General features: G+C 66.0%; 10 protein-coding genes. 7 read left to right on the forward strand and 3 right to left on the reverse strand.

All coding sequences use genetic code 11. The features are described 5' to 3' along the window. Window positions 1–121 precede the first annotated feature (121 nt). The 4 genes from DM373_RS18090 (at window position 122) to DM373_RS18105 (ending at window position 15,716) form a co-directional block, all read left to right on the forward strand. A complete protein-coding gene (locus DM373_RS18090) occupies window positions 122–505 on the forward strand; it encodes a YkgJ family cysteine cluster protein (protein WP_110994885.1) in 384 nt (127 codons plus the stop codon). A gap of 370 nt (window positions 506–875) precedes the next feature. Then, window positions 876–14,777, forward strand: a complete 13,902-nt coding sequence (locus DM373_RS18095) for an autotransporter-associated beta strand repeat-containing protein (RefSeq protein WP_110994933.1) — start codon at window positions 876–878, stop codon at window positions 14,775–14,777. 451 nt (window positions 14,778–15,228) lie between these two features. Further along, entirely contained in the window at window positions 15,229–15,474 is a 246-nt protein-coding gene (locus DM373_RS18100; RefSeq protein ID WP_110994886.1) for a hypothetical protein, read from the forward strand. Continuing rightward, entirely contained in the window at window positions 15,471–15,716 is a 246-nt protein-coding gene (locus DM373_RS18105; protein ID WP_110994887.1) for a DUF3077 domain-containing protein, read from the forward strand. Before DM373_RS18100 ends, DM373_RS18105 begins: the two co-directional genes overlap by 4 nt. A 680-nt stretch (window positions 15,717–16,396) precedes the next feature. Here DM373_RS18105 and DM373_RS18115 read toward each other — a convergent pair. Together DM373_RS18115 and DM373_RS18120 are read right to left on the reverse strand one after the other, a co-directional pair. Beyond that, complete coding sequence (locus DM373_RS18115; protein ID WP_110994888.1) at window positions 16,397–17,110, reverse strand: DUF4225 domain-containing protein; 714 nt, start codon at window positions 17,108–17,110, stop codon at window positions 16,397–16,399. Further along, a complete protein-coding gene (locus DM373_RS18120) occupies window positions 17,107–17,511 on the reverse strand; it encodes an Hcp family type VI secretion system effector (RefSeq protein WP_341866394.1) in 405 nt (134 codons plus the stop codon). The genes DM373_RS18115 and DM373_RS18120 overlap by 4 nt, the downstream gene beginning before the upstream one ends. 467 nt (window positions 17,512–17,978) lie before the next feature. On the opposite strand from DM373_RS18120, the gene DM373_RS18125 reads away from it, so the two are divergent. The 3 genes from DM373_RS18125 to DM373_RS18135 are packed head-to-tail and all read left to right on the forward strand — an operon-like array spanning window position 17,979 to window position 19,718. Then, entirely contained in the window at window positions 17,979–18,542 is a 564-nt protein-coding gene (locus tag DM373_RS18125; protein ID WP_110994889.1) for a GNAT family N-acetyltransferase, read from the forward strand. Window positions 18,543–18,581: 39 nt separating this feature from the next. Then, a complete protein-coding gene (locus tag DM373_RS18130) occupies window positions 18,582–19,124 on the forward strand; it encodes a hypothetical protein (RefSeq protein ID WP_110994890.1) in 543 nt (180 codons plus the stop codon). Between the two features lie 54 nt (window positions 19,125–19,178). Beyond that, a complete protein-coding gene (locus DM373_RS18135) occupies window positions 19,179–19,718 on the forward strand; it encodes a hypothetical protein (protein ID WP_110994891.1) in 540 nt (179 codons plus the stop codon). A gap of 28 nt (window positions 19,719–19,746) precedes the next feature. On the opposite strand, the gene DM373_RS18140 is transcribed toward DM373_RS18135, so the two are convergent. Further along, window positions 19,747–20,214 (reverse strand): DMT family transporter, encoded by a 468-nt coding sequence (locus DM373_RS18140; RefSeq protein ID WP_110994892.1) that lies wholly within the window; start codon window positions 20,212–20,214, stop codon window positions 19,747–19,749. Window positions 20,215–20,295 lie beyond the last annotated feature (81 nt).

Consider the following 20,295-nt stretch of genomic DNA (forward strand, 5'->3'; position numbering starts at 1 on the left):
TTTTACGCCGATCAGCGGCAATCTTTTTTTCATTTCCCCTCTTCTCAGCCAGTCGCGCCTGGATTACAAATAGCGCCGCGGGCGCTCGCCCCGATAACAACAACCTCCCTCCCTGGTCATCATGTCCGAACAGAACCCTTGCCTGACCTGCGGCGCCTGCTGCGGCTACTTTCGTGTGTCTTTCTTCTGGGGTGAATGCCAATCGGCCGGAGGCCTGGTGCCCGACGACCTGGTGGTGCAGATCAACCCGACCCGCGTCGCCATGATCGGCACCGACGCCAAGCCCTGCCGTTGTACCAGCCTGGGGGGCGAGATCGGCAAGCAGGTCGCCTGCGGCATCTACGAGAACCGCTCGAGCCCCTGCCGTGAATTCGAAGCCTCCTGGGAGCACGGCGTGCACAACCCGAGCTGCGACGACGCCCGTGCGGCCTACGGCCTGCCCCCCCTGACCCCGCCTGGCGCCAACGAGCCGCATTGGCCGGACGACGGCGCCGAGGTTGCCTGAGGCGCAAGCGAAACGCTGAAGCGGTCACATTCTGGCGATTGGCCATGACCGCTTGTCGGATGGATCCAATCGCCACTGCGCTGCAACCCGCGTAGTTCGCACTGCCTCGAAATAGTATTAACACCATTTGACCGCCCCGAACGGCGTGCTGTCCGTGCTTGAGCGGCTACACATTTCCACAAAGGAACTTGTAGCCAGGGTCAGGCGTTTCGGCCGGCGTATGTCGCGCTCTTGCATCACCGCGATACACGTATTCAAGGACTGAATGACCTGATCCACGAAGGAGCTCTCCGTGGACAGAAGTGTCGCCGCCCGTTTTCCTGCTCGTCTCTAGCAATTGTCCCTGGCCGTCAGCCTGGTCGTCGGGGGCATGGCCCTTTCCCTCAACAGTGAACAGGCGCTGGCCGCCTGTAGCGCGGCGGGGTCCATCATCACCTGCAATGGCGCGGCCAACCCGCTGGCGCCGAGCTATACCAACGGCGGCAGTAGCCTCACGGTCAACGTCAATACCGGCGCCACCCTGGGGACGCTGCTGGGCGTGGGCGGCACCTCGTTGTCGCTGGCCGGCAACAACAACACCTTGAACAACTCCGGCACCATCGACCCGACCTTGCTGGGCTTGCTGAGCATTCAGTCCAGTGCCGTGCTGATCGGCAACACCGGCACCGGCAGCACCCTCTCCATCAACAACAACGGCACGGGCGTGATCAAGGGCACGGGTGCCTTGCTTGGCGCGAGCCTGCTCAACCTCACGGGCATGGCGCTGGACGCGCGCAACGGTGCAGGTGGCACCACCACCATTACCAACGCCGGCAGCATCGGCTCCTCGGCGCTGGCCAGCCTGACCCTGGTGAGCGAGGACACCCCGGTGATCGCCGTGACTGGCGGCAGTACGGTGAACTTCACCAACACCGGCACCATCCTAGGCCGTGCAGCCTTCGAGGCCTCCGCGACAGGTAATACCTTCACCAACGCCGGCACCCTCACCGGCAGCCTGGCGATGGGCGCCAACAGCACCAACCGCTTCAACGCCATCACCGGTTCCAGTGTCGGCGCGGGGCTGGGCGTCGGCGTGGCCCTGCTGGTCACCAGCAACCCCAACCTCGCCTTCGCGGCGGCGGGCAAGATCGACGGCGGTGCCGGCGGTACCAACACCCTGGCCCTGCAAAACGCCATCGGCGGCGGCAGCGGCACCAGTGGCAGCGGCACCATCAACGCCAGCAACTACATCAACTTCAGCCGGCTGATCGTCGACAGCGGCACCTGGAGCCTGCTCGGCCAGGTGCTCAACGGCACCACCCAGACCACCCTCAACGGCGGCCAGCTCAACTTCGACAACGCCAACGCGTTCGGCAGCGGCGCCATTACCGTCAACGGCGGCGGCCTGGCAGGCACCATTGGCGGGCTGAGCCTGAGCAACGCGCTGACCCTGAACGCCGGCCTGAACGTCGGCGGCGCCACCGACATGGCCCTCAACGGGGTGGTCAGTGGCGTTGGCGGGCTGACCAAGACCGGCGCTGGCCTGCTCACCCTCGGCGGCACCAACACATACAGTGGCGGCACCACCCTGGCCGCCGGCGGCCTCAACCTGACCAGCGCCGCGGCGCTTGGCACTGGCGGGCTCACCGTCAGCGGCGCGGGCAGCCTGCAAGGCAGCGTACCGCTGGTGCTGAACAACGCCGTGGCACTCAACGCCGCCCTCAGCCTGCCTGGCAGCAACGCCCTGACCCTGGGCGGCGTGCTCAGCGGCAACGGTTCGCTGGTCAAGAGCGGCAGCGGCAACCTGACCCTCAACGGCGTCAACACCTTCACCGGCGGCACCACCCTGGCCACCGGCACCCTCACCCTGGGCAACAGCAACGCCCTGGGCACGGGAGCCCTGGGCCTCACCGGCAACGCCAGCCTGGACACCACGGCGGCGATGTCCTTGAGCAACACCATCAACCTGGGCAGCAGTGCCCTGACCTTGACGGGCAACAACGCACTCACCCTCGGCGGCGTGATCGGCGGCACCGGCAGCCTGATCAAGAACGGCACAGCCGACCTCACCCTCAACGGCGTCAACACCTACAGCGGCGGCACCAGCCTGGCCGCAGGCAAGCTTACCCTCGGCAACAGCGCCGCACTGGGCACCGGTGCCCTGGCCCTGACCGGCAACGCCAGCCTCGATGCCAGCACCGCAGTCAGCCTGGGCAACGCGATCAACCTGGGCGCCAACACCCTCAACCTGCTGGGCACCAGCGCCACCACCCTGGGCGGGGTGATCAGCGGCACCGGTGCAGTGGTCAAGAACGGCGCCGCGGACCTGGCGCTCAATGGCAACAACACCTTCAGCGGCGGCCTGACGCTGAACACCGGCAAGCTCACCGTCGGTCACAACAATGCCCTGGGCGGCGGCGCGCTGACCCTGGGCGGCAACGCCAGCCTCGATGCCAGCACCGCAGTCAGCCTGGGCAACGCCGTCAACCTCGGCGCCAACACCCTCAGCCTGCTGGGCACCAGCGCCACCACCCTGGGCGGGGTGATCAGCGGCACCGGCGCACTGGTGAAGAACGGCAGCGCCGGGCTGACCCTCAATGGCAACAACACCTTCAGCGGCGGCACCACCCTCAATGCCGGCGTTCTGACCCTTGGCAACAACAACGCCCTGGGTACCGGTGCGCTGACCTTGGGCGGCAATGCCGGACTCGACGCGGGTGTGGCGGTCAACCTGGGCAACGCCATCAACCTCGGCGCCAACACCCTGAGCCTGCTCGGCACCAGCGCCACCACCCTGGGCGGCGTGATCAGCGGCACCGGCGCACTGATCAAGAACGGCAGCAGCAACCTGACCCTGGGCGGTGCCAACACCTTCAGCGGCGGCCTGACCCTCAACGCCGGCACGCTGACCCTGGACAGCGCGGCAGCCCTGGGCACCGGCGCCCTGAGCGTCGGCGGCGCGTCGACCCTGGTCAACAGCGGCGCGATGACCCTGAACAATGCGGTCCTGCTCGGTGGCAACCTGACCCTCGCCGGTGCCAACAACCTCACCCTGGCCGGCAACCTCAGCGGCAGCGCCGGGCTGATCAAGAACGGCGCAGGCAGCCTGACCCTCAGCGGCAACAACAGCCAGAGCGGTAACACGGCGCTCAACGCCGGCACCCTGGTGGTCGGCAGCAACACCGCGCTCGGCACCGGCACGCTCAACGCTGCCGCCAACACCACCCTCGACAGCAGCGTGGCCGGGCTGAGCCTGAGCAACAACCTCAACCTGGCGGGCAACCTCAACCTGGCCGGCAGCAACGACCTCACGCTTGGCGGTGTGGTTGCCGGCGTCGGCGGCCTGACCAAGAACGGTGCCAGCACCTTGACCCTCAACGGCGCCAACACCTACATCGGCGCCACCAACCTCAACGCCGGGCGCATCGTGGTCGGCAGCAACACCGCGCTGGGCAGCGGCGCGCTCAACGCCGCCGCCGGCACCAGCCTGGATGCCAGCAGCGCGGTCACCCTCGCCAATGCCGTCAACCTGGCCGGCGCCCTGACCATCGGCGGTGGCGCCAACCTCGGCCTCGGCGGCCTGATCAGCGGTGCCGGCAGCCTGATCAAGAACGGCAGCGCGACCCTGACCCTGTCTGGCCCCAATGCCTACCTGGGCGGCACCACCCTCAACGCCGGTGGCCTGGTGCTGGGCAACGGCGCCGCCTTGGGCGTGGGCAAACTGACCGTGGCGGGTGCAGGCAGCCTCGATACCAGCGCTGCCATCAGCGTTGGCAATGCCATCACTCTGGACGCCGACCTCACCCTTGGTGGCAGCAACAACCTGGTCCTCGGCGGTCTGATCGATGGCACCGGCCAGTTGATCAAGAACGGCGCTGCCACCGTCACCCTCAACGGCCTCAACACCTACACCGGCGGCACCGTGCTCAACGCGGGCGGCCTGGTGCTGGGCAATGGCAGCGCCATCGGCAGCGGCGCCTTGACCGTGGGCGGCGCGGCCTCCCTGGACAACAGCGCCGCCATCAGCCTGGGCAACAGTGTTGCGCTCAACGCCAACCTCACCCTGGGCGGCAGCAACGCCCTGACCCTCGGCGGCGTGCTCAGCGGGGCAGGGCAGCTGATCAAGAACGGCCTTGCCACCCTGACCCTCAATGGCGTCAACACCTACACCGGTGGCACCATCCTCAATGCCGGTGGCGTGGTCATCGGCAACGGCAACGCCCTGGGCAGTGGCGCCTTGAGCGTGACCGGCGCCGCCAGCCTCGACAACAGCGCCGTGCTCAACCTCGCCAATGACATCGGCCTGGGCGCCAACCTGACCCTGGGCGGCAGCAACGACCTCACCCTGAGCGGGGTGATCAGCGGCACCGGCGGCCTGGTCAAGAATGGCCTGGCCGACCTCATACTCACGGGCAACAACACGTTCAGCGGCGCCATCGACCTGCTCGGCGGCAGCCTGACCACCGTCGGCGCAGGCGCCCTGGGCAGTGCCTCGGCGCTCAATGTCGGCGCCGGTGCCAGCCTCAACCTCGGCAACAGTGCCACCGTCGGCGGCCTGAGCGGCGCCGGCACGGTGAACGTGGCCGGTGGCGGCAACCTGAGCGTGGGCGGCAACAACCTCAACAACGTGTTCAGCGGCGTGCTGGCTGGCGCGGGCGGGCTGGTGAAGAACGGCAGCGGCAGCCTGGAGCTGTCCGGCGTCAACGTGCTGGCCGGCAACACCACGGTCAATGGCGGCCTGCTCAACGTCAGCGGTGCGCTGGCCAGCGCCAACGTGCAGGTCAACAGCGGTGCCAGCCTGGGCGGCACCGGCAGCCTGGTGGGGGCGGTGGACATCGCCAATGGCGCGCACCTGCTGGCCAACAGCGGCGCCACCCTGAATACCGGGGCGCTCACCTTGCACAGCGGCTCGATCCTCGATTTCGGCCTGGCCGGGCCCTCTACCGGCGGCACTGCGCTGGTCAACGTCAATGGCAACCTGACCCTCGATGGCACCCTCAACGTCAGCGACCTCGGTGGCTTTGGCGTGGGTATCTATCGCCTGTTCGACTACACCGGGTCGCTGGTCGACAACGGCGTGGTGTTCGGCACCATACCCGGCAGCGTACTGCCCGGCGACCTGCAGGTGCAGACCAGCATCGGCAGCCAGGTCAACCTGCTGGTCGGTGGCGCGGCCGGCGGCGTGCAGTTCTGGGATGGCAACCAGACCGTCGCCAACGGCGTGATCGACGGCGGGACAGGCACCTGGGGTGGCGGCAGCAGCAACTGGACCGACGTCAACGGCACGCTCAACAGCGCCTGGGGCGACGACTTCGCCATCTTCCAGGGTACGGCGGGGGATGTGACCGTGGTCGGTACCCAGACAGCCACCGGGCTGCAGTTCGTCACCAACGGCTACCGCCTGATCGGCAGTGGCGGCCTGAACCTGGTCAACGGCAGCAATGGCGCGTTCTCCGTGCGTGTCGACCCAGGCGCCACCGCCACCCTCAACGTAGGCCTGTCCGGCAGCGGCCTGCTGGCCAAACTGGACAGCGGCACGCTGGTGCTCAACGGTGCCAACAGCTACACCGGCGGCACCCTGCTCAACGGCGGGGCGCTGGTGGTCGGCAACAACACCGCCCTGGGCACCGGTGCGGTCAGCACCGCAGCGGGCACCAGCCTGGACAGCAACACTGCCGTCACCCTCGGCAACGCCTTCGCCCTGGGCGGTGCGCTGACCGTGGCCGGCAGCGCCGACCTGGGCCTGGCCGGCATCGTCTCGGGCAATGGCAGCCTGATCAAAAACGGCGGCGCCAACCTCACCCTGGGCAACGCCAACACCTACAGCGGTGGCACCACCCTTGGCGCAGGCACGCTGACCCTGGGTAACGCCCAGGCGCTGGGCACCGGCGGTCTTACGGTCAGCGGGGCTTCCAGCCTGACCAGCACGGGCGACTTCAGCTTGGGCAACAGCATCGCGCTGAACGCCAACCTCACCCTGCCGGGCACCAGCAACCTGACCCTCAACGGCGTCGTGGGCGGCACCGGCGGGCTGGTCAAGACCGGCAGCGGCGTGCTCACCCTCAACGGCAGCAACAATTACCAAGGCACCACCAGCCTCAACGGCGGCACCCTGGTCGTGGGCAGCAACACCGCGCTGGGCACGGGTGCGCTGAATGCCGCAGGTGGCACCACCTTGAGCAGCAATGCCAACGTGACCCTGGCCAATCTGTTCAACCTGGCCGGTAACCTGACCATTGCCGGTGCCCAGAACCTGACGTTGGGCGGCAATATCAACGGCGTCGGCGGCCTGACCAAAACCGGCAGCGGCACCCTGACCCTGAACGGTACCAACGGCAACCTGGGCAACACCAACTTCAATGCCGGCACCCTGGTGCTCGGCAGCGCCAGCGCGCTTGGCCTCGGCCAGCTCAACGCGGCCGCCGGCACCACGCTCGACAGCAACACCGCGCTGAACATCGGCAACACCGTCAACCTGGCGGGCAACCTGATCATCGCCGGCAGCAACGACCTCGGCCTGGGCGGCCTGGTCACCGGCGCCGGCAGCCTGACCAAGAACGGCGCCAGCAACCTGACCCTCAGCGGCGCCAACACCCTCACCGGTGGCGTGACCCTCAACGCCGGCACCCTGACCCTGGGCAACAACCAGGCGCTGGGCACCGGTACCCTCACCGTCGGCGCCGCCGCCAACCTGGCCACCCTCGGCGCGCTGACCGTGGCCAACCAGATGGTGCTCAACGACACCCTGAGCCTGATCGGCAACAACAACCTGGCGCTGAACGGCGTGATCAGCGGCACCGGTGGCCTGAGCAAGACCGGCAGCGGCAACCTGACCCTCGGCGCCGCCAACACCTACCAGGGCACCACCACCCTGGGCGCCGGCACCCTGACCCTGGGCAACAACACTGCGCTGGGCCAGGGCAACCTGTCGGTGACCGGCAACAGCACCCTGGCCACCAGCGGCGTGCTGCAGGTGGCCAACGCCATCGGCCTTGGCGCCGGCACCACGCTCGGTATCAACAACACCCAGGCGCTGACCCTCGATGGCGTGATCAGCGGCACCGGCGGCTTGGGCAAGCTCGGCAGCGGCCAGTTGATCCTCAACGGCAACAACACCTACAGCGGCGGCACCAGCCTGCAGGCCGGCAGCCTGCTGCTGGGCAATGCCGGCGCCCTGGGCAGCGGCGCGCTGAGCGTCGACGGCGCTGCCAGCCTCGACGCCAGCCAGGCGCTGGCGCTGGCCAACGCCATCAATCTGGCCGGGGGCAACCTCACCCTCGGCGGCAGCCAGGCGCTGACCCTCAACGGTGTGGTCAGTGGCAACAACAGCCTGGTCAAGAACGGCGCCGCCACCTTGACCCTCAACGGCAACAACACCTACAGCGGCGGTACCACGCTCAATGCCGGCACCCTGGTGGTCGGCAGCAACACCGCCCTGGGCACCGGCGCCCTGAGCACCGGCGCCAATACCAGCCTCGATGCCAGCGGCGCCGGTGCGACCCTGGCCAACGCCGTGCACCTGGGCGGCGTGCTCAATGTGCCAGGCAGCGCCAACCTCACCCTCAACGGCGTGCTCGATGGCGTGGGTGGGTTGAACAAGTCCGGCGCCGCCACCCTGACCCTCAATGGCGCCAACAACTACCTGGGAGGCACCACCCTGAACGCCGGCCAGTTGGTGGTCGGCAACGACAATGCGCTGGGGCAGGGCGGCCTGACCGTCGCCGGGGCCTCGACCCTGAGCGCCGGCAGCAGCGTCGCCCTGGCCAACAACGTCACCCTCAACGCCGGCCTGACCGTCGCCGGCGCCAACGACCTGACCCTCAACGGCGTGATCAACGGTACCGCCGGGCTGACCAAGAACGGCAGCGGCAACCTGACCCTCAACGGCAACAACGGCTACCAGGGCGGCACCCAGCTCAATGCCGGGCGCCTGACCCTGGGCAGCAGCGGCGCCCTGGGCACCGGCACCCTTGCAGTCACCGCCGATGCCTCGCTGGCCAACAGCGCGCCCATGGCCCTGGGCAACACCATCGCCCTGAGCAACAACGCCAACCTGACCTTCGCGGTCGACAATGCGATGATCCTCAGCGGTGACCTCAGTGGTACCGGCAACCTGATCAAGACCGGCGTCGATGACCTCACCCTGGTCGGCGTCAAGACCTTCACCGGCGACGTCGAAATCCAGGCCGGCTCCCTTACCACCCTGGGCAGCGGCGTGCTGGCCAACGTCGATAACCTGAATGTCGGCGCCAGCGGTCAACTCAACCTCAACGGCAACGCCAGCCTCGGCAGCCTGACCGGCAGCGGCCAGGTCGATGTCGGTATCGGCAGCGTCCTGAGCCTGGGCAGCAACAACCTCAACAGCACCTTCGCCGGCGGCATCAACGGCCTCGGCGGCCTGACCAAGGTCGGGACCGGCACCCTGACCCTGACCGGCACCAGCAACCTGGCCGACAATACCCAGGTCAACGCGGGCACCCTGAAGGTCGATGGCACCCTGGGCAGCAACCTGCTGACCGTCGCCAGCGGCGCCACCCTGACCGGCAGCGGCAGCGCCAACGCCACGGTGGTCATCAACAACGGCGGCCACCTGGCCGGGCAAAGCGGTAGCACCCTGGGCCTGGGTTCGCTGGTATTGAACAGCGGTTCGATCATCGATGCCGGGCTCGGCTCGCCCGCCACCGGTGGCACCGCACTGTTCAACGTCGGCGGCAACCTGACCCTCGACGGCACGCTCAACGTCAGCAACATCGGCGGCTTCGGCAATGGCGTGTACCGGATCTTCGACTACGCCGGCCTGCTCACCGACAACGGCCTGGATTTCGGCAACCTGCCCTTTGGCTTCGGCCTCGGCGACCTGAGCCTGCAGACCAGCCTGGCCAACCAGGTCAACCTGCTGGTCAGTGCCAGTGGCCAGAACATCCTGTTCTGGGATGGCAGCGACACCACCGCCAACGGCCAGGTCAACGGCGGCACCGGCACCTGGAACGCCGGCAGCAGCAACTGGACCGACCTCAACGGCACCACCAACAGCGCCTGGAACGGCAGCTTCGCGGTATTCCAAGGCACCCCCGGCGATGTCACCGTGGTTGGCCCGCAAGCCATCAATGGCATGCAGTTCGTCAGCAACGGCTACCGCCTGCTGGGCGGTGCCGGCGGTGTGCTGAACCTGGTTAACGGCAGCAGCGGCGACACCAGCGTGCGCGTCGACCCGGGCGCCATCGCGACCCTCGACGTGGCCCTGGCCGGCAGCGGCAAGCTGAACAAACTCGACACCGGCACCCTGGTGCTCAATGGCAGCAACAGCTATAGCGGCGGCACCACCCTCAGTGGTGGCACGCTGATCGTCGGCAGCGACAGTGCCTTGGGCAGCGGCGTGCTGAGCACCACGGCGGGTACCACCCTGGACAGCAACAAGACCGTGGCACTGGGCAACGCCATCAACCTGACCGGGCCGTTGAACATCGCCGGCAGCAACGACCTGGCGCTCAATGGCGACATCAGCGGCACCGGCGGCCTGGTCAAGGCCGGCAACGCCAACCTGCTGCTGGCCGGCAACAACAGTTACAGCGGCAACACGGCGCTCAACGCCGGTACCTTGATCGTCGGCTCCAACACGGCGCTGGGCAGCGGCGCGCTCAATGCGGCTGCCGGCACCAGCCTGCAGAGCAGCCAGGCCGTGACCCTGGCCAACAACCTCAACCTGGCCGGCCTGTTCAACGTGCTGGGCAGCAACGACCTGGCCCTCGGCGGCACCCTGGCGGGTGCCGGGCGCCTGGTCAAGAGCGGTGCCTCGGCGTTGACGCTCAGTGGCGCCAATACCTACAGCGGGGGTACCGAGCTGCAGGCGGGCACGCTGGTGGTCGGCAACAACGCAGCGCTCGGCAGTGGTGGCCTGAGCGTCACCGGCAATGCCAACCTCGACAGCAGCAGCGCGGTCACCCTGGGCAACCCGGTCGCGGTCAGCGGCACCTTGAACGTGCTGGGCAGCAACGACCTGCAACTGGCCGGCGTGCTCAGCGGCAACGGCACCCTCAACAAGAGCGGCCTGGCCGACCTGACCCTGTCGGGCAACAACACCTTCAGTGGCATCATCAACCTGCTCGCCGGCAGCCTCAGCACCATCGGCACCACGGCCCTGGGCTCGCAGAGCGAGCTCAATGTCAGCAGCGGCGCCACCCTCAACCTGGACGGCAACACCACCCTGGGCGACATCGGCGGCAGCGGCGCCATCCAGATTGCCGCGGGCAACAGCCTGGGCGTGCAGGGCGGCGTGTTCGCCGGTGACATCAGCGGTACCGGCACCCTGAACAAGCTCGGCAGCGACACCCTGACCCTCAGCGCCAGCAACAGCCACAGCGGCACCACCAACGTCCAGGCCGGTGGCCTGGTGGTCAACGGCAGCCTGGCCAGCAACACGGTCAACGTTGGCAGTGGCGCCACCCTGGGCGGCAGCGGCAGCCTTGGCGGTACGGTGAACGTGGCCAGCGGCGGTACCCTCGGCGCCGCCAGCGGCAGTACCCTGAACGTCGGCAACCTGGTGCTCGACAACAGCGCCAACTTCAACGCCGCCCTCGGTGCGCCGGTCGGCAGCGCCCCGCTGGTCAACGTGGCCAATAACCTGACCCTCGGCGGCACGCTCAACATCACCGACATCGGAGGCTTCGGCGCCGGGGTTTACCGCTTGTTCGCCTACGGCGGCAGCCTGACCAACAACGGCATGGCCATCGGCAGCACGCCGGTGCCGGCCAGCGACCTGACCGTGCAAACCGCCATCGCCAACCAGGTCAACCTGGTGGTGGGTGGGGCCAGCAACGTGCTGTTCTGGGATGGCAGCCAGTCCGTCCCCAACGGCGTGATCGACGGCGGCAGCGGCACCTGGGATGCCACCAACACCAACTGGACCGACGCCAACGGCGTGCTCAACACCCCATGGAACGACACCTTCGCGGTGTTCCAGGGCACCCCTGGCACCGTCACCGTCAACGGCAGCCAGAGCATCGGCGGCATGCAGTTCGTCAGCGACGGCTATGTACTCAATGCCAGCGCCGCCGGCGAGCTGCTGACCACCGGCACCACCAATCTGCGGGTCGATAACGGCGCAACGGCCACCCTCAACGTCGCCCTCAATGGCACCGGCAGCATCGCCAAGTACGACACCGGTACCCTGGTGCTCAACGCCGCCAACGGCTACAGCGGCGGCACCGCGCTCAACGGCGGCACCCTGGTGGTGGGCAACAACAGCGCCCTGGGCAGCGGCGTGCTGACCGCCGCCGCCGGCACCACGCTGGACAGCAACACCGCCGTCACCCTGGCCAACAACGCCGTGCTCAACGGCGCCCTGGCCATTGGCGGCAGCAACGCCCTGGAACTGGCCGGCAACCTCAGTGGCGCGGGCGGCCTGATCAAGAACGGCAGCGCCCAGCTCACCCTCAGCGGCAGCAACAGCTACACCGGCGGCACCCTGATCAACGCTGGCAGCGTGGTGGGCGACAGTGACAGCCTCAAGGGCGCCATCGTCAACAACGCCGCACTGACCTTCGAGCAGAACGCCAACGGCAGCTACACCGGCAACCTCACCGGCAGCGGCACCCTGACCAAGGCCGGCACCGGTGAGCTGCTGCTCACCGGCAACAACGGCCTCACCGGCGCCACCAACGTCAACGCCGGGCGCCTGGTGGTCAACGGCCGCCTCGACAGCGCCACGGTCACGGTCGCCACCGGTGCCAGCCTGAGCGGCAGCGGCACCCTGGCCGGTGCGGTGCAGATCCAGAACGGCGCCACCCTCGCCGCAGGCCCTGGCAGCACGCCGTTGTCGGTGGGCAGCCTGAGCCTGGCCTCGGGCAGCGCGCTGGACTTGAGCCTCGGCGCGCCGAATGCCGCCACCACGGTGGTGCAGGTGGCCGGCAACCTGACCGTCGACGGCACCCTCAACATCACCGACGCCGGCGGCTTCGGCCCTGGGGTGTACCGCCTGTTCAGCTATGGCGGCACGCTGACTGACAACGGCCTGGTGTTCGGCGCCATCCCCGGCAGCGTGGTGCTGGGCGACCTGAGCCTGCAGACCGCCATCGCCAACCAGCTCAACCTGGTGGTGCAGGGCGCCGCCGGTTCGCTGCAGTTCTGGAACGGCAGCCAGACCACCCCCAACGGCAGCATCGGTGGCGGCAGCGGTACCTGGGACTCGGCCACCAACTGGACCAACTCCACCGGCACCACCAGCGATAACTGGGGCGCGCAGTTCGCCGTGTTCGGTGGCCAGGCCGGCACCGTGACCGTGGCCGGCAACCAGGCCTTCACCGGCATGCAGTTCCTCACCAATGGCTACCAACTGGTGGCCGGCAACAATGGCAGCCTGACCGCCACCAACGGCAGCGGTGGCGCCCTTGCGGCGGTGCGTGTGGATGCCGGCGCCACGGCGTTGATCAGCGCGCCGCTGGTGGGTACCGGCGGTATCCAGAAACTCGACTCGGGCACCCTGGTACTGGCCGGCGCCAACACCTACACCGGCGGCACCACGGTCAGCGGCGGTACCCTGATGGGCAACACCACCAGCCTGCAGGGCAACATCCTCAACAACGCCAGCCTGGTGTTCGCCCAGGGCGCCAATGGCACCTTCAACGGCAACCTGACCGGTACCGGCACCACCACCAAAACCGGCGCCGGCACCTTGCTGCTGACCGGCAACCAGGCCTTCAGCGGCGCCTTCAACGTCAACCAGGGCGTGCTGGAGGTGGGCAATGCCGCCAACCCCGGTGCCAGCCTCGCGGCGCAGGTCACCGTGGCCAATGGCGCCGCGCTGACCGGCACCGGCACGGTGGCCAGCCTGGTCAACCAGGGCACCGTGATGCCGGGCAAGGGCGGTGAACTCAGTGTCACCGGCAACTTCACCAACGCCGCCAGCGGCAGCCTGCTCGTCGATGTCAGCGGCAACCCGACCAGCTACCTCGACGTCGGCGGCACCGCCAACCTCGGCGGCAGCCTGCAGGTGGTCAACCTGGCCGGCTTCAGTGGCAGTGGCCAGTACACCGTGGTCACTGCTGCTGGCGGGGTGACCGGGACCTTCGCCAACACCAACCTGAGCAACTCGGCGTTCCTCAACAGCGCCGTGGCCTATGGCGCCAACCAGGTGACCCTGTCGCTCAGCCGTAACGGTACCGGCTTCGCCGGGGTCGCGGTCACCAGCAACCAGCGCGGCGTGGGCACCGCCCTCAGCGCGCCGGGCGCACCAGCCGAGTTGACCGGCAATATCCTGCCCATGAGCGCGGCGCAGGCCCGGGCGGCGTTCGACAGCCTGTCCGGCGAGATCCACGCCAGCACTGCCAGCGTGCTGATCGAGGACTCGCGTTACGTGCGTGAAGCGGTCAACGACCGCCTGCGCCAGGCCGACTGCACCCGCCAGGACGATCCACGCCGCACCCTGGCACCCACCGCCAACCAGCAGCTCACCAGCGAAGGTTGCCAGGGCCAGGCCGTCGGCTGGATCCGCGCCCTCGGTGGTTGGGGCGACTTCGATGGCAGCAACAGCCACGCCAGTGTCGATCGCGATCTGCAGGGCTTCATGCTCGGCGTCGACCGGGCATTGGACGAGCAGTGGAAGGTCGGCGTTGCCGCCGGCTACACCAACTCCAGCATCGATGCACACCAGCGCCGTTCGGATGCTTCGGTCGACAGCTACCACCTGAGCACCTACCTGGGCTACCAGTTGGACGCTTTTGCTGCTCGCCTGGGCGTGGCCTACAGCTGGCACGACATCGACAGCAAGCGTGACGTCGAGGTGGGCGCCTACAACGACCGCCTCAAGGCCAAGTACAAGGCACGCAGCGCCCAGGTGTTCGGCGAAGTGGGCTACGCCATCGACGCCGGCGGCATTGCCCTGGAGCCTTTCGCCGGGCTGGCCTACGTCAACTACGACAGCGATACCGCCCATGAGAAGGGCGGGGCAGGGCGGCTGGAGGGCAGCGTCGATCAGGACGTGACCTATTCCACCCTGGGCGTGCGCGCCGGCAAGCGTATCGAGCTGGCCAACGGCACCGCCATCACCCCGCGCGCGTCGTTGGGCTGGCGGCATGCCTTCGGCGACACCAAGCCCGACGCCGACCTGCGCTTTATCGAAGGCGGGGCAGGCTTCAGTGCCTCGGGCGTGCCGATTGCCAAGGACGCGGCAGTGGTCGAGGCCGGGCTGGATTTGGCGGTGGGCGAGAGTGGCAAGCTGGGGATCGGGTATTCCGGGCAGCTGTCCAATGATGCCCGCGACCATGGGGTGACGGTGAGCTTCAGTATGGGGTTCTGAAACCATCGCGGGGCAAGCCCGCTCCCACGATCCTGGGCTGGTTCCAAGGGTTGGATTGATGTCCAACGTTCTGGAGCAGCCCAATCGCCGTGGGAGCGGGCTTGCCCCGCGATCAGTCTGGACTGTGTACGACATTTCCGAATCTGAAACCAAATACTTCAATCGGCCAGCGCTTGGGACCTATCCTACGCGCCTGTCGGAAGGCTCTGCATTGGCTGGGAAATACCTCGGGGGTAACGTCGCTGGGTCGTCATGAATGGCGACCGGGTGTGAGAAGCCCGCCGTGTTAATCCAATGAGCTAGCCAGTTTTGGCAGCTGTGCGCGTGCAGACTTCGGTCTGGCCGTGTGTGATTGGAGCACGGTCTTCTCACCTCGCGTACGGCTGCCACCCTTATCTGTGAGAAGGATGGAGGTGGTTGTTCACTGACAACTTTTCCAATCGGTAAGCCAATGAAAAAGATCGTCCCCGATCCACCGTACCCCATCTCCTTCATCACCATCATCAACGACCTCACTGCCGAGCAGGCGCTGGAACACGCCAACACTCTGATGGAAAGCCTGGTCGACACCGTCCACCTCTACACAATCGCCCCTCCCGAACTGCGCCCGGACATCCTGCTGTGCAACGCCTCGATCCTCTCCCAACTGGTCATCGCCCTGATCAACCACGCCAAATCCAAGAGGGCCGCCCCATGAGCGATAAAAGTGTCTACGGCCCAACCGAGGGCAGCACCACCTGCCTGGACCTGTTCTGCATCAAGCCGGGCATCCCGTTCGAACATGCCTTCGGCGAGTTGTCCGCGCTGCTTGGCTGCATCAGGCATCTGACAACTGAAGCTGAAATGGAGGGTGACCTGCTGGCCGGCAGCGCCGCGCGGATCCTGAGCGGGTTGGCCAAGGGGCTGATTGATGACATGGAGTCGGGGATGAGCCGATAGCGGTGATTGGGGCTGCTACGCAGCCCCTTTTCCGGCATCACGCGGTATCGCGGTGAACGCCTCAGCCTCCACCCCCACTAGAGACATACACCAAGGCGGGCAGAGGTACTTTCACAGGACTCATTGGCCCGAAACAGATGTGGGAGCGGGTTTACCCGCGAAGCGCCGCGCGGGCGGCGCTCGATCTGGTAGGCGCCGCAAAAGCATCGGCGGACACCTGGTGGCCCTCACCCAATATTTGCGGTTTCGGTGGTATGCCTCTGGAGACCCTGGCGTGCTACCGCGTGAGGGCGGCCAGGTGCCAGGCGAAAGCTATGCAACGCTTGAGATCGAGCTCAAAAAGCAACGCGTTATTGCTCATTGGTGCAGGATAGGTAGATTTCCCTAGCTAACAATAGGCTATCTCCGAGAGCTTGCTAAAAATGCCCAGCAGTGGAAGAAAACCATGAATATTGATGAAAAGAAAATCAAAGCTCGGAAATTCATGTAGGTTTCCTCAAAGTCTATGAAAATCAAAAAGCTTCTGTGCGTGATCAAGTTCAAGTAAAGTCCTGCGGTTGCTGTGTTGTAGATGTAGCTTGTGATAGCGGCGGCTAGTGAGTGAGGATTTTGAATTGTGTGGCGCCTCAAGATGACTGAGGCGCATATGTCTGATGCGACAAAAAGAGCAAGTGCAAAAATCATTCGCGAAAATACTCTATGAACCATTGGTGCATCGTTGCCGCGCTGACAATTCCTTCTAAAAATAAGGTGGGCTTCCCCATCATTCGGAAACCTCGCATTTTGTCAATGTTGTGGTATTCAAATAAACGCCAGGCTCCAGGTTTTAGCTCTTTTCGAAAGAACACCCCATATCCAGAGAGCCCCAGGTCGACAGTGTAATAAATTAGGGTTCCATCTCTTTCGCTATAGCCAAACTTCTTGGCTACCTGTTGATATCCTCTGCGAACGGGGCCCACAACATCGTTTCGCTGGGCGCCAATGTGGTTTCCGTTTTCATATAGATTGTTAGCGCCATGGGCGAGCAGCGGGGCTCCAAAGAATGTGCATAACATTCGGCGTTTCACGCAGGCGCCAGCACCCGTAGCGACTTGACTTATTCCACCCACAAGGCCAGCAATTGGCAGAGCAAGTTTTTCGGCTTGAATAAGCAAGCTTGCTTGTTCTGCTTTCAGGGCCTTCAAGCCCTCTTCTGGAGTCAGTCGCTGTGTGGCTACATCGTCCATGATGCGTTTGGAAAAGTATGCAACCTCCCGGTTGAACTGCATCCGATCCATGCCATGGCTCAAATGCCGTGCACTGACCGTGCAGGCGAACGCAGTCAGGCGCGTAGCGGCTTGGTTTACATCCCAATAGTCGGGCCCCAGCGGGTAGTTACCTTGACGAGCGCTCATGCGAGGTCTCGCCAGGCGGCATGGGCCGAGGTGCTGCCGGTGTGGTGGATCCAGCTGATATCGCGGTAACGGATTGCCAGGTGTTCCTGAGCCTCCTGGTCGCTTTGCAGCATGCTGTGGGGCATGTCCACGCGCTGCTCCACCAGCACCGCGCCGCCGAGCTTGAGAGTGAAGTAGCGTTCCAGAAGCCCAGCGGGGTTGGTGCGGTAGAAGTTGAGGTTGCACTCAAGGCGTTCGCCGCTGTCCAGAGCCTGGGCCAGCAGCGGGGTCGCCTTGTCGACGAACTTAGTGATCAGCACCGGTTGGTGCAGGGCACGCTGGCTGTCGTCACCGATCAGCTGATGTGCGACTGAGAGCACCATCACCTCGTCGGTGTGTCCCGCCTGGCAATGATTGCCAATCTAGGCCTCGGTGGAGCAGCCAGCGGAAATCAGGCCCTGACGGTCGCCGTTGATGGACAAGTAGCTGAGATAAGCCATAGGTTCATTTCTCTGGGTTGAAGAGAGTAAGACCCTAAGGCAGTGGCAGCGGCGAGGATGCAGGACGGCTCCGATGGCCGGATCAGAAACAGCGGCATCCTGAGCAGCTCAGGTCCTACAAGATGGCCTGACAGATAAACATCAGAGCCTGCCGAGGTGACTGATGCTGCTACTGCCTTGAGACATACACCAAGGCGGACCAGGTAATGGCACAGGAAAGACTGGCCCGAAACAGATGTGGGAGCGGGCCAATTATTCTTGTGAAGGTACCGCTGTCCGCCTTGTTTGCACGACGCGCTATCGCGGTAGGCGCCGCTGGTTTTCCAGGGTGCCAGACCAGGCCACTGTCGTTAGACTGTCATCTCCCACCACCGGACAGGAGTCCCGGCGTGCCCGACCCCCGCAGTTTCCCCAGCGACCTGAGCCTGCAAAGCCCACGCCTGCAGCTGCGCCCCATGCGCCATGGCGATGCGCAGCAATGGCTGACCATCATGGCCGACCCCGAAGTGATGCGTTACTGGTACCACGCGCCCTGGCAGACCCTGGCCGAAGCCGAGAGCGCCCTGGCCGCCGACCGTGAGGCCTATGCCGCCGGCCAGTTGCTCAAACTGGGCATGTACCGGCGCGACAACGACGAGCTGATCGGCATGGTCCAGTTGTTCAACCTCGAAGAGGGCTCGCGCCGGGGCGAGATCGGCTACTGCCTGGCCAAGTCCGTCCAGGGCCGCGGCTACATGGACGAAGCCTTGACCTGCTTCATCGACTACCTGGCCCACACCCTGCACCTGCGCCGCCTGGAGGCGGAAATCGACCCGCGCAACCTGGGTTCGGCACGTACCCTCGAGCGCCAGGGCTTCGTGCTCGAAGGCACGCTGCGCGCGCGCTGGTGCGTGGCCGGCGAACTGTCCGACTCGGGGCTTTATGGGTTGCTGCTCGAGCCGCCTGTCGCCTGACGTTCGGCAGCGCCTTTGGATAATGGATGGAGCCCGCGGTTGCCTGCTTTCTATGTGAGTTTCACGCTCGTGTTGTTCCTGCTGAGCCTGTGTTTCGACGGCCTGTCGATGGGCGTCGATGGGCATATGCCGGCCTTGCAGATACTGATCATGGGCCCCTGGGGCATCGCTTTCGGGCTCTACCAATGGTTTGCCAACCCGCTGCTGGGGCTGGCGATACTCGCCCGTCGGCGCTTTCGCCGGGTGGCGCTGGGCGCTGGGGTGATCGCCCTGGGCCTGGCGCTCAGTAGCCTGGGTATCGAGCGGTTGCCGGACAACCGTAGCTACGACTTCCTGCCGCTGACCGGCTTTGGCGCCGGGTACTACCTCTGGACCCTGGCGATTCTGCTGTTCTGCCTGGGGCAGGCTTGGTGGTGCCGCAAGGCGCGTTCGGCGCAAGGCATGCCGGTTTGGCGCTGGTTCGATGGGCTACTGATCGCGGTGCTGGTGGCGACGATCGTTGTCGCGACCAACATGCCGAGCCTGGGCGTACGGATCAGCCCATCGGCCGAGGCGACGGAACCTGCCCCGGGTTTGGAATGACAGCGAGGGCTGGGTTAAGGTCGCACTTCGTCCCGCTGCCACCAGGTGCCTTACTTGCCCGCCTTCTACCTGACCACAAGCCTGGCCCTGTACCTGCTGAGCCTGGCGTTCGACGGTGCCTTGACCGGTGCCGGGCGGCATTTGCCGGCGTTGCAGATGCTGTTGTACGGGCCGTGGGGCATTCCCTTCGGGCTGTACCAGTGGTTCGCCAACCCCTTGTTGGCCTTGGCGGTACTTGCCCATCGCCGGTTCCGGCGGTTGGCGCTGGGGTGCGGACTGCTGGCGCTGTACCTGGCGGCCAGCAGCTTTACGGTCGAACGGCTGCCGGATAACCAGAGCTATGCCTTCCACGACCTCAGCGGCTTTGGCGCTGGGTTCTACCTGTGGTTGCTGGCCATCCTGGTATTTACCCTGGGGCAGGCATGGTGGTGCTGGAAGGCGAAATCTGCAGCGCAGGTGCCGGGCTGGCGCTGGCTGGATGTGGCATTGCTGGCGGCGCTTGGGGCGACGTTCTGCTACGCCACGCAGATGCCTGAGCTGCAATTCGAACCGCACAAGGTGATCATGCCGCCCGAGCAACCGCAGGCCTTTTGAACCCATCGCGATGCGACTAGCCCGCGATTCAACGTACTGTCCCCCACTGCACCACCAGCATCCCCACCACGATCATCCCCACCCCCGCCAGGCGCAGCAGGTTGACCGGCCGTTCCGGCAACCCCATCAGGCCGAACTGGTCGATCAACAGCGACGACAGCACCTGCCCGGCCACCACGCAGACGATGAACCCGGCAGCGCCAAGGCGTGGTGTCAGCACCAGTGCAGCGGTGATGTAGAGCACCCCGGCAACCCCGCCGAACCACGCCCACCAGGGGGCCTGGGCGAGGTTCTGCAACTGCGGCAGCGGCGCACGCATCAGCAGCAGGGCGGGTACCAGCATCAGCAGGCTGACCAGCAACGACACCCCCGCCGCCCACAACGGATGCCCCAGCAAGCGCCCAAGGGCGGCGTTGCTGCCTGCCTGGAAGGGTACGGCGGCGCCGGCAAGCAGGGCGATCAGCAAGGGCAGGGCGGCAAAAAGGCTGTTGGGCATGGTGACTACTCCTGTGCGAAACACTGGTATCAGTCTGTGATATGCACTTGAATGATGGAAATTCGAATTCTGCAAAGGCTG

The organism is Pseudomonas sichuanensis, assembly GCF_003231305.1.
GTDB classification, from domain to species: Bacteria; Pseudomonadota; Gammaproteobacteria; order Pseudomonadales; family Pseudomonadaceae; genus Aquipseudomonas; species Aquipseudomonas sichuanensis.